Raw genomic sequence first — 15,277 nt, 5'->3', positions numbered from 1 at the left:
CTGTGACCCGGGTGACACGTGCCCGAAAGACGTCGTCGGGGCAGGTGCGCGGGTGCTGACTGCCCGGCAACATGCGGCAGGATGAACGGTCGTGCCCGTTCGCACGGGCATGCCGGCACATCCGAAACGAGCAGGTGACTACGTGACGATTCTTCACATCCGGCCGTCTGCGGCCCTCTCCGCCGCGCAGCGACTCCCCGGAGGTGAGCGGTGAACCGCGCGCTGACCCTGGACGACCTCGTCCTCGCCGGGATCGCGGTGGCCACGGGCTTCCTCGTGGCCTTCCTGTCGCGCACGCTGCTGCGCTGGCTGGCCAAGCACGCCAAGCGCACCCGGTGGAACGGCGACGACGTGATCGTGGACGCGCTGCGCACGGTGGTGCCGTGGGCGGCGATAGCGGGAGGGACGTCCGCCGCGGCCGCGGTGCTGCCGCTGACGAAGCCGGTCCAGCACACCGTCAACCAGTGCCTGACGGTGCTGCTGATCTTCGTGGTGACGGTGTCGGCGGCCCGGGTGGTCGCCGAGCTGGTGCAGTCGGTGACCCAGTCCCGCTCGGGGGTCGCGGGATCCGCCACGATCTTCGTGAACATCACGCGCGTCCTGGTCCTGGCCCTCGGCTTCCTGGTGATGCTGCAGTCCCTGGGCATCTCCATCGCGCCGATGCTCACCGCCCTGGGCGTCGGCGGTCTGGCCGTCGCGCTGGCCCTGCAGGACACCCTCGCCAACCTCTTCGCGGGCATCCACATCCTCGCCTCCAAGACCGTCCAGCCGGGCGACTACATCAAGCTGAGCAGCGGGGAGGAGGGGTACGTCGAGGACATCAACTGGCGTCAGACCACGGTCCGGGCGCTGTCCAACAACCTGATCGTGATCCCCAACGGGCAGCTCGCCAAGGCCAATATGACCAACTTCATGCGGCCCGAGCAGGAGTTGACGATCCTGGTGCAGGTGGGCGTGGCCTACGACAGCGACCTGGAGCACGTGGAGCGGGTGACCATGGACGTCGTCGCCGAGGTGATGACGCAGATCACCGGCGCGGTCCCGGAGCACGAACCGGCCGTCCGCTTCCACACCTTCGGCGACTCCCGCATCGGCTTCACCGTGATCCTGGGCGTCGGGGAGTTCAGCGACCAGTACCGGATCAAGCACGAGTTCATCAAGCGGCTGCACAGGCGCTACCGCGAGGAGGGCATCCGGATCCCGGCGCCGGCCCGGAACGTGTCGCTGCAGCAGGGCACGGTGGTCATCCCGCACCCGCGCACCCCGGAGGAGACGGGCGACGCGCTCTCCGTCCGGGTCGACGGGTAGGGCCGCCCCGCCCCGCCCGGATCGAGGGCGGGGCGGGCGTCCGGAACGCCGGGTGGGTCCCCGGCGTTCCGGGATCCCCGGGATCCCCGGGATCCCCGGGATCCCCGGGATCCCCGGGATCCCCGGGATCCCCGGGATCCCCGGGATCCCCGGGATCCGGGGTCGGGATCAGAGCGTCGCCGAGTTCTCGTGCCGGCGGGCGCCGGACTTGCCGCGCGGGGCCGTGAGGGACGGCGGCACCGGGGTGACCGTCCAGTCCGGGTGACCGGGCATCCTCGGCGTCGTCGTGCCGTACAGCCAGTCGCGCAGGAAGCCGGAGACGTCCTGGCCGGAGACCTGGCGGGCGACGGCGATGTAGTCCTCGGTGGAGGCCGAGGAGTTGCGGTGGCGGGCCAGGAAGGCACGCTCGACCGCGTGGAAGGCGTCCTCGCCGATCAACTGCCGCAGGGCGTACAGGACGAGGACGCCGCCGAGGTAGCGCTGGCTGTCGAAGAGGTTGGCCGCGTTCGGCGCGGCGACGGGACCCGAGGTCCGCCGCCACTGGTCGCCGCGCGCGTACGTGTCCTTCATCCGGGCCTCGAAGGTGGTCAGGCCCAGGGAGTCCGGCCAGCCGCGCTCGTAGCGGTAGAGCAGGCCGTAGAAGTCGGCGTGGCCCTCGTTGAGCCAGAGGTCGGCCCAGGTGGCGGGGCTGACGCTGTTGCCGAAGTACGAGTGGACCAGCTCGTGCATCATGTGCGAGCCGATCTTCGGCTCGGCCTGCAGGAGGTAGTTCGGCTTGTAGAGGGTGAGGGTCTGGGTCTCCAGGCCGGTGAAGTCGAAGGCGGCCGGGTCGTCGGAGTTGCAGGGCAGCAGGCCGTACGTCTCGAAGGGGTAGGCGCCGAGCCGCTGCTCGAGCCACTCCACCAGGCCCGGGGTGAGGGCGAGCGCGGGCTCCAGCGCCTCGGCCCGCGCGACCGGGACGACGTCGCGCAGGGGCAGCCCGTGCGGGCCCTGCCGCTGCTTGACGACGTAGTCGCCGACCGTGATCTGCACGAGTTCGGTGGCGATCGGGGAGCGGGAGCGGTAGGTGTACGCGGTCCGGTCGCCGGCCAGGTCCTCGGTGCACACGAGGGTGCCGCTCGCGACGGCCTTCAGGGTCGCCGGGACGGTGATGCGGACGGTGAAGCCGGCCTTGTCCGACGGGTGGTCGTTGCAGGGGAAGACGGTGTGCGCCGAGTCCGGCTGCGGGCACACGGCGAACCCGTCGGGGGTGGGGACCCAGGCGGTGTGCGCGAGGGTGCGGCGCGGGTCGGCGGTGTAGGTCACCCGGACGGTGGCACGGTCGCGGTCGGGAAGAGGGCGGGGCGGTGTGATCCGCAGCTTCTCCGCCACCTGCTCGAACTGCGCCGTGCGGCCGTCGACCTGCACGGTGGCTATGTCCAGGCCGAGGGCGTCCAGGGAGAAGCGCGACAGGGCCTGGGTGGTGCGGATCTCCAGCGTCGCCGCGGCGTCCACCAGGGTGGTCGTGGCGTCGTAGGAGAAGTCGAGGTGGTAGGAGGTGACCCGGTAGCCGTCGTTGCCGAGGGCCGGGAAGACGGGGTCGCCGAGGGTCTCGGGGGCCTCGGTGCCCTCCGTCCTCGCGCCGTCCGTCGTGGTGCCCCCCGGGACGGCATGCGCCGTGGTGCCCCCCGTGAGAACGGCTGCGGTGCCGATCAGGGCCGCCGCGGGGCCCGTCACTCTGGTGCGATATCTCATGGTCCGCTTTCGCTGTGGCGGCCGGATGGTCGGTCCGGCCGGTGGACGAGGTCGACTCTCTACCTCCTGGACCACCGGTTCCGGCGGATCGGTTGCCCGGCCGAGGGCACGGATCGCGGAAAAGTGTGAGCGGACCCCTGGCGGACCCCTGTCGAGCCCGCCTCCGTCACGAGATATCTTGATGTCGAGCAATGTTGCAGACGTGGAGCGGAGCACCCGGTGACTGACTCGACCATCATCTATACGCACACTGACGAGGCCCCGGCCCTGGCGACGTATTCCTTCCTGCCGGTGGTCAAGGCGTACGCCTCGCAGGCGGGTGTCGCCGTGGAGACGCGGGACATCTCGCTGGCCGGGCGCATCATCGCCGTGTTCCCGGAGTACCTGACCGAGGACCAGCGCATTCCGGACGCGCTGAGCGAGCTCGGCGCCCTGGCCAAGACGCCCGAGGCCAACATCATCAAGCTGCCGAACATCTCGGCGTCGATCCCGCAGCTCAAGGCCGCCGTCGCCGAGCTGCAGGCGCAGGGCTACGCGCTGCCGAACTACCCGGACGACCCGAAGACCGACGAGGAGCGGGAGATCCAGGCCCGCTACGACAAGGTCAAGGGCTCCGCCGTGAACCCCGTGCTGCGTGAGGGCAACTCCGACCGCCGCGCCCCCGCCTCGGTGAAGAACTACGCCAAGACGCACCCGCACCGCATGGGCGCCTGGACCCCCGAGTCCAAGACCAACGTGGCCACCATGGGCGAGAACGACTTCCGCTCCACCGAGAAGTCCGTGGTGATCTCCGAGGCCGGCACGGTGCGGATCGAGCTGGCCGGCGAGGACGGCTCCACCACCGTCCTGCGCGAGTCCGTACCGGTCCTCGAGGGCGAGGTCGTCGACGCGTCCGTGCTGCACGTGGCCGCGCTGCGCGAGTTCCTCACCGCCCAGATCGCCCGGGCCAAGGCCGAGGGCGTGCTGTTCTCGGTGCACCTCAAGGCCACGATGATGAAGGTCTCCGACCCGATCATCTTCGGTCACGTGGTGCGCGCCTTCTTCCCGAAGACCTTCGAGCAGTACGGCGAGACCCTCGCGGCCGCCGGCCTGTCCCCGAACGACGGCCTCGGCGGCATCTTCAAGGGCCTGGAGTCCCTGCCCGAGGGCGACGCCGTCAAGGCGTCCTTCGACGCCGAGCTCGCCGAGGGCCCGGCCCTGGCGATGGTCGACTCCGACAAGGGCATCACCAACCTGCACGTGCCGTCCGACGTCATCGTCGACGCCTCGATGCCGGCCATGATCCGCACCTCCGGCCACATGTGGGGCCCGGACGGCCAGGAGGCCGACACCCTCGCGGTGCTCCCGGACTCCTCGTACGCCGGTGTCTACCAGGCCGTCATCGAGGACTGCCGCGCCCACGGCGCCTACGACCCGTCCACCATGGGCTCGGTCCCGAACGTCGGCCTCATGGCGCAGAAGGCCGAGGAGTACGGCTCCCACGACAAGACCTTCGAGATCAAGACCGCCGGCACGGTCCGCCTGGTCGACCAGGCCGGCAACGTGCTCATCGAGCAGCCGGTCGCCGCGGGTGACATCTTCCGCGCCTGCCAGACCAAGGACGCGCCGATCAAGGACTGGGTGAAGCTCGCCGTCACCCGCGCCCGCGCCACCGGCGACCCGGCGGTGTTCTGGCTGGACGAGACCCGCGCGCACGACGCCAACCTGATCGCCAAGGTCAACACGTACCTGGCGGAGCACGACACCGAGGGTCTGGACATCCGCATCCTCGCCCCGGTCGAGGCGACGAAGCTGTCGGTGGAGCGCATCCGCCGCGGCGAGGACACCATCTCCGTCACCGGCAACGTGCTGCGCGACTACCTGACCGACCTGTTCCCGATCCTGGAGCTGGGCACCAGCGCCAAGATGCTGTCGGTCGTCCCGCTGATGGCGGGCGGCGGTCTGTTCGAGACCGGCGCCGGCGGTTCCGCGCCGAAGCACGTCCAGCAGCTGGTCAAGGAGAACTACCTGCGCTGGGACTCCCTCGGTGAGTTCTTCGCGCTCGTGCCCTCCTTCGAGCAGTTCGCCACGGCCACCGGCAACGGCCGCGCCAAGGTCCTCGCCGACACCCTCGACCGCGCCACGGCGACCTTCCTCAACGAGGACAAGTCCCCGACCCGTCGCGTCGGCGGCATCGACAACCGCGGCAGCCACTTCTACCTGTCCCTGTACTGGGCGCAGGAGCTGGCCCGGCAGACCGACGACGCCGAGCTCGCGAAGGCCTTCGCGCCGCTCGCCGAGACGCTCTCCGCCAACGAGCAGAAGATCGTCGACGAGCTGATCGCCGCTCAGGGCAAGCCGGCCGACATCGGCGGCTACTACCAGCCCGACCCGGCCAAGGCGGCGGCGGTCATGCGCCCGTCGGCCACCTGGAACGAGGCGCTCGCCTCCCTGAGCTGACGCCCCGCGGCCCCGTCCCGCCCGGCCCCGGGCGGACGCGGCCCGGCGCCGCTCCCGCTCGCCCCGCGCCCCGGCCGGCACCGCCCGGCCGGGGCGCGGTGGCGTCTCCGACCACGCACCGCACCACCGACCACGCCCCCGGAGCAGCCCGATGACGTCTGCCGTACCCTCCTTCGAGCTGCTCCCCGGAGCCGCCGGCTCGCCCGTGATCCTGCATGTGCCGCATTCGGCGCGGGAGATACCGGCCGAGGTACGGGCGGGGATCGTGCTGGGCGACGCGGAGCTGGAGCGGGAACTGGATCACATCACCGACTCGCACACCGCCCGGATCGCCGAGGAGGCGGCCGGGTCGGCCGGTGTGACGCCCTGGCGGTTCGTCAACCGGCTCTCGCGGCTGGTGGTCGATCCGGAGCGGTTCCCGGACGAGCGGGAGGAGATGCGGGCGGTCGGGATGGGGGCCGTGTACACCCGGACCACGCACCGGGAGGTGCTGCGGGACGACGACCTCGACCCCGAGCCGCTGGTCGAGCGGTACTTCCGGCCCTACGCGCGGGCCATGACCGAGGCCGTGCGGGAGCGGCTGGCGGCCGTCGGGCGGGCCGTCGTCGTCGACGTGCACTCCTATCCGTCCGAGCCGCTGCCCTACGAGCTGCACGGCGCGGGCCCGCGGCCGCCGGTCTGCCTGGGCACCGACTCCTTCCACACCCCGCCGGAGCTGCTCGCCGCGGCGCGCGAGGCGTTCGCGAACGTCGGGGAGACGGGACTCGACAGCCCGTTCGCCGGGACGTACGTCCCGCTGGAGTACTACGGGCGGGAGCCGCGGGTGTCCGCGCTGATGGTGGAGATCCGCCGGGACACCTACATGAGCGAGCCGGGCGGGCCCGCCGGGGCGGGACTGCCCCGGCTGGCGTCGGCGCTGGCGGCCCTGGTGGACGCCGTCTCCTGACCCCCGCGGCGGGGCTCAGGCCCGCAGCCACTCCGTGACGACCACCTCCCCGCCGGTCCGCAGCCGCAGGGCGAAGGGGCCGGTGGGCGGGGCGTCGCAGAAGAAGCGGCCCATGTCGTCGGCGGTGAGCGAGGCGCCCGCGCGCGGGCCGTGCAGGACCTCGACCGAGGCGGGCTGCGGTGGCAGCAGCTGGCCCATCAGGCCGTCCTCGGTCACCTCCACGTCGACCGTCAGTCCGCTCGTGTGGAAGGTCAGCATCCGGGGCACGTCGACGGCTCCCCTGACCGGGATCGCGTCGGTCAGCGAGTCGAAGGTCAGCTCCGCGATCCGTGCGTCCAGGTCGTGCAGCGCGTACGCCTCGACGGCGATGCGGCGCAGCTCGGCCGGGACCGGGTCCAGGATGGCGGCGGCCTGGCGGAGTTCCAGCTCCAGACGTCCGTGGTCGAACTCCTCGTCGCCGAAGGAGTCCTCGCCCGCGCGGTCGTCGTCGCCCATGCCGCGCATGTCGTGGGTGTCGCTCACAGTGCCCCCCGTGCGTCGAGCCGGGCCCGCAGCCGGCGCAGACATCGCTGGCGCATCGGCCCGATGCTGCCGACGGCGATGCCGAGCGCGCTCGACACCTCCTGGTAGCTGGGCGGCGGCGAGGCGATCAGCACCCGCAGCAGCTGCCGGCAGCGGTCGCCGAGGGCCTCGAACTCCTGCCACAGGAACCGGACGCGCTCGCTCTGCTCGGCCGCCTCCTCCGAGTCGAGGACCGACTCCTCGGGAGTCGGTTCCTCGCTGGCGCGGTCCAGCAGCTGGGGATCGTCGGTCGGCGTGAGCCGCCTCGCACTCTTGAGCACCTTCAGGCACTCGTTGCGCGCGGTGCTCGCGAGCCACGAGCCCGCCTTGTCCGGTTCGCGGATCCGGCCGAGGTGCTGGGCGAAGCGGAACCAGACGGTCTGGTACACCTCGTGTCCGTCGGCCTCGGAGAGCCGGTGTGCGCGCACGACCGACCACACCAGCGGGCTCAGCCCCTCCACGAGCGCCTTCCAGGCCGCCGTTTCACCGTCGACGGCCGACCGGACGAGCGCGCCGACATCTGTACGGTCCACGGCCCCACCCCTCGTGTACGGCCTGTCATCGTACGCCGTGGCGGGGGCGCCGTCGGACCTCATCCGGACCTCGGGCCGGTCGTCGGGGCGGTTTCGGCCCGGGCCGCCGGGCCGGCGGTGGACGCGGCCCCCGTCGCGGACCTCATGCCGCGCCGACCGGGACCGGACGCCAGCCGGGCGGGCGCAGCGCCGGGACGTGGGCCCCGCGTACTTCGGCGAAGTGGGTGGTGCGGGCGAGCAGTTGGCGGGCGGCGGCACGGGGATCGGTCTCCTTGGTCGCGGTCATGTGGGCGGCGACGAGCCCGGCCACCACGGGCGTGGCGAAAGAGGTCCCGCTCCAGGACGCGAACCCCTCGAACATCACCTGGTCCGGCTTGCCGGAGGCGTCGCTCAGTACGCCCGTGTGGCGCGGGGAACGGCAGGTGCAGGCGTAGCCGAAGCCGTAGCGGCAGGTCTCGTAGGTGGAGTGCTGGTAGACGTACGGGACGGGCGCGTCGAAGCCGGTGAGGGCGCCGGTGAGCCGCTCGCCGGGGGCGTAGACCCGTACCCAGGGGCCGTGGTTGGAGAAGCAGGCGCCGTACTCCCCGTCGGCGCGCAGGGCGCCGACCGACAGGACGGCGTCGGCGTAGGCGGGCAGCGAGGCGTAGGCGGCGGGCCAGAAGGGCGTCGCGCTGGCGTTGTTCCCGGCGGCGGCGACCAGCAGGGTGTGCTGCTCGCCCAGCGCGCGCATGAAGCCGTCGAGGCCGAGGAGGCCGTCGAGGCGCCCGTTGGAGGTGCCGGCGGACAGGCTGAGGACGTCCGGCCAGCCGCCCTCCTCCACCGCGTTGAAGAGCTTCTCGCCGAACTCGTCCTCCAGGATCGCGCCGCAGTCGTTGAGCGTGTTGCGCACGGTCACCTCGGTGTTCGGCGCGACGGCGGCGACGAGCCCGGCGATGAACGTGCCGTGGCCGACGTACTGCTGGAGGACGCCGTCCTCGTCGGTCTCCCGGACCTGGAGGTCGCCGGTGGTGTGGGCGAGCGGCGGGTAGGAGCGGTAGTCGTGCATCAGGCCGGTGTCGATCACCAGGACGCCGACGGCGCTGTCCGGGTCGTGCTCCCCCTCCGCCCGGGCGGGGTTGGGCGTGCCGCTGGACGGGGCGGGCACGGGCTCGTCGCCGGGGCAGGCGTTGACGGAGATCGACACGAGGTGGTTGCGGCTGACGAGCCGGCGTCCGGTGCGGCCCTCCGCCTCGCGCAGGGCGCGCAGGGCACCCGCCACGGCGTGGTCGGCGGTGCGGTCGGTGTGGCCGGGGTCGCCGACCTGGATGCGGGTGATGCCGGAGCGGTTGGCCCGCGGTCCGGCCCGGCGCACATGGTCGGGGACGAGGCCGGCGGTCTCGGTGAAGTGGGTGCGGACGGTGTCCTCGACGACCTGTGCCTCCTCGCCGTCGCGGGCGAGGACGACGCCCTTCTCGTAGATGAACTCGGCCGAGTCGTCCGGCCCCATCGCCAGCGGGACGCCGGGCAGCGCGCGCTGGATCTGGTCGAACTGCTCGTGGAATCGCTGTGGTGCCATGGCGTGTCCTCCCCCTGGACGGTGTCTCGTCAGTCGGATCCCCGCGGCCCTGCTCTGATACAGGTGGTGCGACGGCGGGTGCGGGTGGTGCGGTTGCGGAAGCCGGTGGTGCACTTACGGCCGTACGCCCCCTCCGTACGCCCCTCCCGTGTACGCCCCCTCGGTGCGTCCTTCGTACCGGCGTGCGCTCCGCGTACCGGCGCGCGCGCCTTCCCTGCCGCGCCGGGCCCCTTGACGTGATGCCTTCCTGATACGGGTGGATAGGGTGCCGAACGGGTGTGGCGTGCCGGGCGGAGCACTACCATCCGTGGGGTGACAGCGGGAAACGACTCGGTTCTCGAACTGCTGCCGATGGTGTTCGCCGCCCCCAACGACGCGTTGGCGCGGGCGGAAGGGCTGCTCCACACCGATCCGACGCCGTTGCACGCCTCGGTCGCCCACCAGGTGATCGGCATCTGGCAGCGCGACTGGGGCGACATGCGGCTCGCCCTGGACCATCTGCGACGCGCCCGCGATCTGGCGGCGCGCGCCGACTCGGCGGAGCGTGAGGCGGACGTGCTGGCCACGCTGGGCGTCGCGCTGGTGCACGCGGGCCGCACCCGGCAGGGCCTGGCGGCGTTCGAGCGGGGGGTCGAGCGCGGTACGGGCCACACCCGCGCGCGGGTGCTGTACCGGCGGGCCTACTCCTGGTGGGTGCTGGGGCACCATCGGGAGGCCCTGGAGGACGTCCGGCGGGCGATACCCGTGCTGCGGCAGGCGGACGACGTCATCTGGACGGCGCGCGCCCTGACCCTGCGCGCCACCGTGCATCTCGCGCTCGGGGCGGTGGAGCGGGCCGAGGCGGACTTCACGGCGGCCGAGGCCCTGTGGGACACCACCGGCCAGGAGCACGACAAGGCGGACGCGGTCGAGAGCCGGGGCCTCGCCGCGTTCCGCTCGGGAGACGTCCCCGCGGCGCTCCGGCTCCTCGACGAGGCGGAGGAGCGGTACGCCAAGCTCGGCACACCGACGTTCATGCTCAACATCCGGCGCTGCGAGGTCCTGATGGCCGCCGGCCTCGCGCCGGAGGCCCGCGCCGAGGCGGACGCGGCGACCGCGGTCCTGGACCGGATCGGCGGCCAGTCCACCCGCAAGGCGGAACTGCTGCTGGCCGCGGCGAAGGCGGCCCGGCTGGCGGGCGACCCGGGGACGGCGATCGCGCGTGCGGCGGTGGCCGTGCGGCTCTTCGCCGGACAGCGGCGCACCTGGTGGGAGGCGCACGCCCGGCTGGTGCTGATCGACGCGCGGGTGGCCGCGGGACGCGGTTCGGGGCGCCTGGTCGCCGACGCGGTCAGGGTGGCCGAACGGCTGTCCGCGTTCGGCGCGCCCGCCGCCCCGGAGGCCTGGCTGCTGGCGGGCCGGATCGCGCTCGGGCTGGACTGGGCGGCGGACGCCGAACGGTATCTGGAGGTCGCCGCGCGCAGCCGGCGCAGCGGGCCCCCGCTGGCGCGGATGACGGGCTGGGCGGCGCAGGCGCTGTGGGCGCGGGCCACCGGCTCGGGGCGGGGCGTGCTGGAGGCCTGCCGGCGCGGCCTCGACGTGCTCGACGACCACCGTACGACGCTGGGGGCCTCGGAGCTGCGGGCCCGGGCCACCGCGCAGGGCGCCGAACTGGCCGCGCTGGCCCAGCAGGTGACCCTGGAGCGGGGCGGCCCCCGGCGCCTGCTGGTGTGGAGCGAGCGCTGGCGGGCCACGGCCCTGTCCACCCCGCCCACCCGGCCGCCCGCCGACCCGGCGCTGCTGAGCGGGCTGACCGCGTTCCGGGTGATCGCGGCGCGCGCCGAGGAGGCGCGGATGGACGGCCGCCCGGTACCGACCCTGGAGCGCGAACAGCGCCGCCTGGAGCGGGAGATCCGCTCCCGCACCCTGCACATCCGGGGACATGTGCCGGGCTACGGGGGCCGGTTCGACGCGGGCCGGCTCCTCGACCGGCTGGGTGACGGCAGGCTGGTCGAACTCGCCGTGCTGGACGGGCGGGTTCAGGTCCTGTTGTGCGGCGGGGGGCGGGTCAGACGGTTCGCCGGCGGGCTGCTGGCCGAGGCGGAGCGGGAGGCCGAGTACGTGCAGTCGGCGCTGCGCCGGCTGGCCCATCCGGGCGGGGAGGGCCGGCTGCCGCTGGCCGAGACGGCGGGACGACGGCTGGAGGAGCTGCTGCTGGGCGAGGCGGCGGAGCGGCTGGGCCGCGGACCGCTGGTGGTCGTGCCCCCGGCCCGTCTGCACCGCGTCCCGTGGGCGCTGCTGCCGTCGCTGCGGGAGCGGGTGGTCAGCGTGTCGCCGTCGGCGAGTGCCTGGCTGCGCGCCCGGGAGACCGAGCCGCCGCTCGGCGGCCGGCACGTCCTGGTGCGCGGCCCGGGTCTGGCGACCGGCGGCGCGGAGGTCCCGGAGGTGGCCGGACGGTACAGCAGGCTCACGGTGCTGGAGCAGGACGACGCCCATGTGACGCGGGTCCTGCGGGAGCTGGACGGGGCCGCGCTGGCGCACATCGCCGCGCACGGCACCTTCCGCGCCGACAGCCCGATGTTCTCGTCGCTGCGCATGGCCGACGGCCCGCTGATCGTCCACGACTTCGAGCGGCTGGCCCGCAGCCCGTACCGGATCATCCTCTCCAGCTGCGACACCGCCCGGCTCGCCTCGGTCGGCGCCGACGAACTCCTCGGTCTGGTCACGGCGTTGCTCCCGCTGGGCACGGCGGGTGTGCTGGCGAGCAGCGCGCCCGTGAACGACGCGGCGGTCGTGCCCCTGATGCTGGGCCTGCACAAGGGTCTCGGCGACGGCCTGTCCCTGGCGGAAGCGCTGCGTGACGCGCGGGCGGCGCTTCCGGGTGACGCGCTGCACCAGGCGACGGGGTGGGCGTTCACGGCGTTCGGGGCGGCGTGACCGGTGCGATCGGCGTGAACGCCCTTTGCTGCTACGCGGGTTGGGCGTGCGACAGACCCGCAGGCCGGGGCAGGGCACCCCGGTCGCTCGCACCGAGGCGGGTGTACGCGCCGTAGAGGTGGTTGCCGACGGTGCGGACGGACAGGGTGAGGCGCTCGGCGATCTGACGGTTGCTCAGCCCCGTCGCGGCGAGGGTGACGATCTGCCGTTGCCGGGCGGTGAGTTCCCCCAGGACGAGGCCGGACAGGGCCGGGGTGCAGGCTCCCTGGCAGCGCCGGGCCAGGGCGACGGCCCGGGTGCGGGCGGTGCGGGCGGCGGTGGGGTCGCGGTGGACCCGTACCGCCTGGGCGTGCGCCTCGGCCGCGTACAGCAGGAAGCCGCGTTCCGCCAGCTCTGCGGCGACCCGGTCCAGGGCGGGCCCGTCGGCGTCGGCGAGGGCCCGGGCGTGGCGGGCGAAGACGCTGCCGGACGGAAGGAGGCCGGCGGCACGTCCGGGGGCGCCGAGGCGTACGGCGTCGTAGGCGTCGAAGCCGGCGGCGGTGTCCGCCTCGCCCGACCGGGCCGCGGTCAGCTCCAGTTCGCGACGGCAGGCGGCGTCCTCCCCGGCGCTCGCCAGGCCTTCCCGCGCCCAGGCCGCGGCCTCGCGCAGCTCGCCCCGCAGCCGTGAGACGCGGGCGAGGACGGCCGCGTACCCGGGCGGGACCCGTTCCCCCTCGGCGACCAGCCACTCCCCCACGGGCGCCCGCTTCGTGCGGACGTCGGCACGTTCGACGGAGCGGGTCAGGGCGGCCGCCTCGGCGTCGAGGGCGGCGCGCAGCGATCCGCGGGCGCCGGCCAGCCGCCCCGCGCGCAGCCGTCCGGCGGCGGCGCGCAGCACGGGGCCGTGCAGCGGGTGGGCCAGGCGCACGGTCGTGGCGGCCTCGCCGTCGTCCACCTCGATCAGGCCGTCGGTCTCCAGGCGTTCCAGGACGCTCAGGTCGAGCGCGTCCACGGGCAGCGGCAGGGGTTCCGCGAAGGCGAGGCGGTCGAGGGTCTCGCGTTCGCCGGGGCAGGGCCGGGCGAGGACGGGGGCGGCACGTTCGCGGAGGGTGGCGGTCAGCGGGACGCGGCCGCGCCACGCCCGTTCGCCGGTGCCGGGGACGGGGGCGAGCAGGCCCTCGTCGCGTACGGCGCCCAGGAGCTCGCGCAGGAGGCGCAGATCACCCCGGCACAGGCGGTGCAGACGGCCGGCGGTCAGGGGCTCCAGCGGGCCGCCGGCGCCGGCCGTGAGGAGCTGGGCGGTGTCGTGGGCGGGCAGCGGTTCCAGGGCCAGGCGCGGCAGCAGTTCACCGGTCCACAGCCGGGTGACGGCGTCCGGCACCGGGGCGCCGTCCGTCGCCACGACCAGCAGCCGGGTGCGGCCCTGGACGGCCAGCTGGTGCAGCAGGGCGGCCGAGGTGTCGTCGAGCAGATGGGCGTCGTCGACCAGCAGCACCTTGACATCCGCCAGCAGTTGGACGGCCCGGTGCAGGGTGACCCCGTCGGGCAGCAGGTGGGCGAACGCGGCGAAGGCGGTGCCGCGGGCGCCGGGGGTGCCGGCCGCGCGGGCGCAGCCGGTGCCGCGGACCGCCTCGGCGGCCAGGCGGGTGCGGCCGCAGCCCGCCGGTCCCGTCACCACGATTCCGGGCCGGCCGGCCGTCAACGAGCGGCGGACCAGCTCCAGTTCCTCCTCCCGGCCGGTGAACGGCCACGGCGTCCGCGCGGTCCTGGCATGCGTCTCGATCGTCGTCACGTCATCAGGAGCGCGGATACTCACGCCTGATACAGGGCGACTTGAGTAGCCCCCGACTCAGGCGTCCGGCAGGGCGGTCGCGGCACCCTGGTGGCCATGACCGTCCGCTACTGCTCGCTCGCGCAGCAGCCGGCCCCCGTGTTCCCGCCGGGGCTGGCCGCCGAGCGGCTCGGCGCGCTCCTGAGCGGACGCCGGATGTGGGTCAACGGCACGGTCCTGCACTACTGCTTCTTCGACGGCGACGGTGACGCGTCGGTGATCCCCGTGCCGGGTGCCGGGGGCACCCGCCGGGTGTCGTGGGTCGGCGACGAGGCGCAGCGGGACGTGGTGCGCGACTGCTTCCGTGAGTGGTCCGGCCTCGGCATCGGGGTGTCGTTCGCCGAGGTCGCCGACCGTTCGGAGGCGGAGCTGCGGATCGGCTTCCAGCAGGGTGACGGGGCCTGGTCGGCGGTGGGCCGGGACGCTCTGCGGGCGGGCCTCAACGAGCGGACCATGAACCTGGGCTGGGACCTGACCGCGCCCGGGGAGCGCGCGACGGCCCTGCACGAGATCGGTCACGCGCTCGGCATGCAGCACGAGCACCAGAGCCCGTTCGCCGGCCTCCACTGGGACGACGAGGCCGTCTACGCCGGCCTGGCGGGCCCGCCGAACCACTGGAGCCGGGACCGCACCTGGTTCAACATCCTGCGCAAGCTGGACCCGGCCGAGGTCAACGGCCCGGTGTGGGACCCGCACTCCGTGATGGAGTACCCCTTCGAGGCGGGGCTGGTCCTGGAGCCGGAGCAGTTCCGGGGCGGTGTCCACCCGGCGGGGGCGCTGTCCCCGCTGGACAAGGAGTTCGTGCTGCGCTGGTACCCGCCGCTCGACGCGCCGCGGCCGCCGGCGCTGGTGCCGTTCCGGTCGGTGGCGCTGTCGCTGGGGCCGGGTGAGCAGGCCGACTTCACGGTGGAGCCGAGGGAGACCCGGGAGTACACCCTCGGCACCTTCGGGGAGAGCGACGCGGTCGTCGTGGTCTTCGAGGAGCGGGACGGCGAACCCCGCTTCCTCGCCGGACAGGACGACGGCGGCACCGCGCGCAACGCGACGATCAGGGCCCGGCTCGTCAAGGGCCGCCGCTACTTCGTCCGGATCCGGCTGTACTCCGGCTGGGGCTCGGGCGAGACGGCGGTCATGTGCTGGTGAGGGAGCGCACGACCGCCCGCAGACCACTGTCCGGCGCCGGGGGAAGGTCCGGGGCACGTCTCCTTCGGGGGAGGGAGACGTGCCCCGGCCGCACCGGTTCGCGGGCCCCTGGCGGGAACGGCGTGTCCCGACGTCAAGGGGTCGTCCGCCGAGTGAGCGCCACGAGCCGCACGGACCGCAGCCGGCCGGCGCCGGGGCGTCCACGCCGCCGGGCGGGGCGTCGCCCTGCGGCGGTACGCGGCCCGGCCGCACCCCGGAGGGCACGCGAGGCCGCCGCGCGCGTCACGGGGCGGCCTCCGCGCATGCCGGGGGCGGCCGGGGCCACACCCCCG

At 74.0% G+C, this 15,277-nt stretch carries 10 protein-coding genes; 5 read left to right on the top strand and 5 right to left on the bottom strand.

All coding sequences use genetic code 11. The annotated features are described in order from the left end of the window. The first annotated feature begins 210 nt into the window (after positions 1–210). Entirely contained in the window at positions 211–1,308 is a 1,098-nt protein-coding gene (locus tag ACFY2L_RS09355) for a mechanosensitive ion channel family protein (protein WP_390656300.1), read from the top strand. A 168-nt stretch (positions 1,309–1,476) separates the two neighbouring features. Here the strand turns inward: ACFY2L_RS09355 and ACFY2L_RS09350 are convergent, their stop codons facing one another. Next, complete coding sequence (locus tag ACFY2L_RS09350; protein ID WP_390821945.1) at positions 1,477–3,042, bottom strand: M1 family metallopeptidase; 1,566 nt, start codon at positions 3,040–3,042, stop codon at positions 1,477–1,479. Positions 3,043–3,261: 219 nt separating this feature from the next. Between ACFY2L_RS09350 and ACFY2L_RS09345 the strand changes: the two genes are divergently transcribed. After that, a complete protein-coding gene (locus ACFY2L_RS09345) occupies positions 3,262–5,481 on the top strand; it encodes an NADP-dependent isocitrate dehydrogenase (RefSeq protein WP_390821944.1) in 2,220 nt (739 codons plus the stop codon). A gap of 151 nt (positions 5,482–5,632) precedes the next feature. Further along, the gene (locus ACFY2L_RS09340) at positions 5,633–6,427 is read left to right on the top strand and encodes an N-formylglutamate amidohydrolase (protein ID WP_390656297.1); all 795 of its coding nucleotides are present in this window, start codon (positions 5,633–5,635) and stop codon (positions 6,425–6,427) included. A 15-nt stretch (positions 6,428–6,442) separates the two neighbouring features. Here the strand turns inward: ACFY2L_RS09340 and ACFY2L_RS09335 are convergent, their stop codons facing one another. From ACFY2L_RS09335 to ACFY2L_RS09325, 3 genes are all read right to left on the bottom strand, one after another. Further along, positions 6,443–6,922, bottom strand: a complete 480-nt coding sequence (locus tag ACFY2L_RS09335; RefSeq protein ID WP_390657103.1) for a hypothetical protein — start codon at positions 6,920–6,922, stop codon at positions 6,443–6,445. Positions 6,923–6,945: 23 nt separating this feature from the next. Further along, a complete protein-coding gene (locus ACFY2L_RS09330) occupies positions 6,946–7,521 on the bottom strand; it encodes an RNA polymerase sigma factor (protein WP_390656296.1) in 576 nt (191 codons plus the stop codon). Between the two features lie 142 nt (positions 7,522–7,663). Then, positions 7,664–9,076, bottom strand: coding sequence for a S8/S53 family peptidase (locus ACFY2L_RS09325; RefSeq protein WP_390821943.1), 1,413 nt, complete (start codon positions 9,074–9,076; stop codon positions 7,664–7,666). 312 nt (positions 9,077–9,388) lie between these two features. Between ACFY2L_RS09325 and ACFY2L_RS09320 the strand changes: the two genes are divergently transcribed. Further along, the gene (locus ACFY2L_RS09320) at positions 9,389–11,992 is read left to right on the top strand and encodes a CHAT domain-containing protein (protein ID WP_390821942.1); all 2,604 of its coding nucleotides are present in this window, start codon (positions 9,389–9,391) and stop codon (positions 11,990–11,992) included. Positions 11,993–12,023: 31 nt separating this feature from the next. Here ACFY2L_RS09320 and ACFY2L_RS09315 read toward each other — a convergent pair whose 3' ends face one another. Next, a complete protein-coding gene (locus tag ACFY2L_RS09315) occupies positions 12,024–13,763 on the bottom strand; it encodes a response regulator transcription factor (RefSeq protein WP_390821941.1) in 1,740 nt (579 codons plus the stop codon). Positions 13,764–13,859: 96 nt separating this feature from the next. On the opposite strand from ACFY2L_RS09315, the gene ACFY2L_RS09310 reads away from it, so the two are divergent. Further along, positions 13,860–14,945, top strand: coding sequence for a M12 family metallopeptidase (locus ACFY2L_RS09310; RefSeq protein ID WP_390821940.1), 1,086 nt, complete (start codon positions 13,860–13,862; stop codon positions 14,943–14,945). Positions 14,946–15,277 lie beyond the last annotated feature (332 nt).

It is taken from the genome of Streptomyces sp. NPDC001381 (assembly GCF_042895685.1).
Classification (GTDB): domain Bacteria; phylum Actinomycetota; class Actinomycetes; order Streptomycetales; family Streptomycetaceae; genus Streptomyces.
Note: the sequence above shows the minus strand (reverse complement) of the source record. Positions and strands in the feature narration are given on the sequence as shown.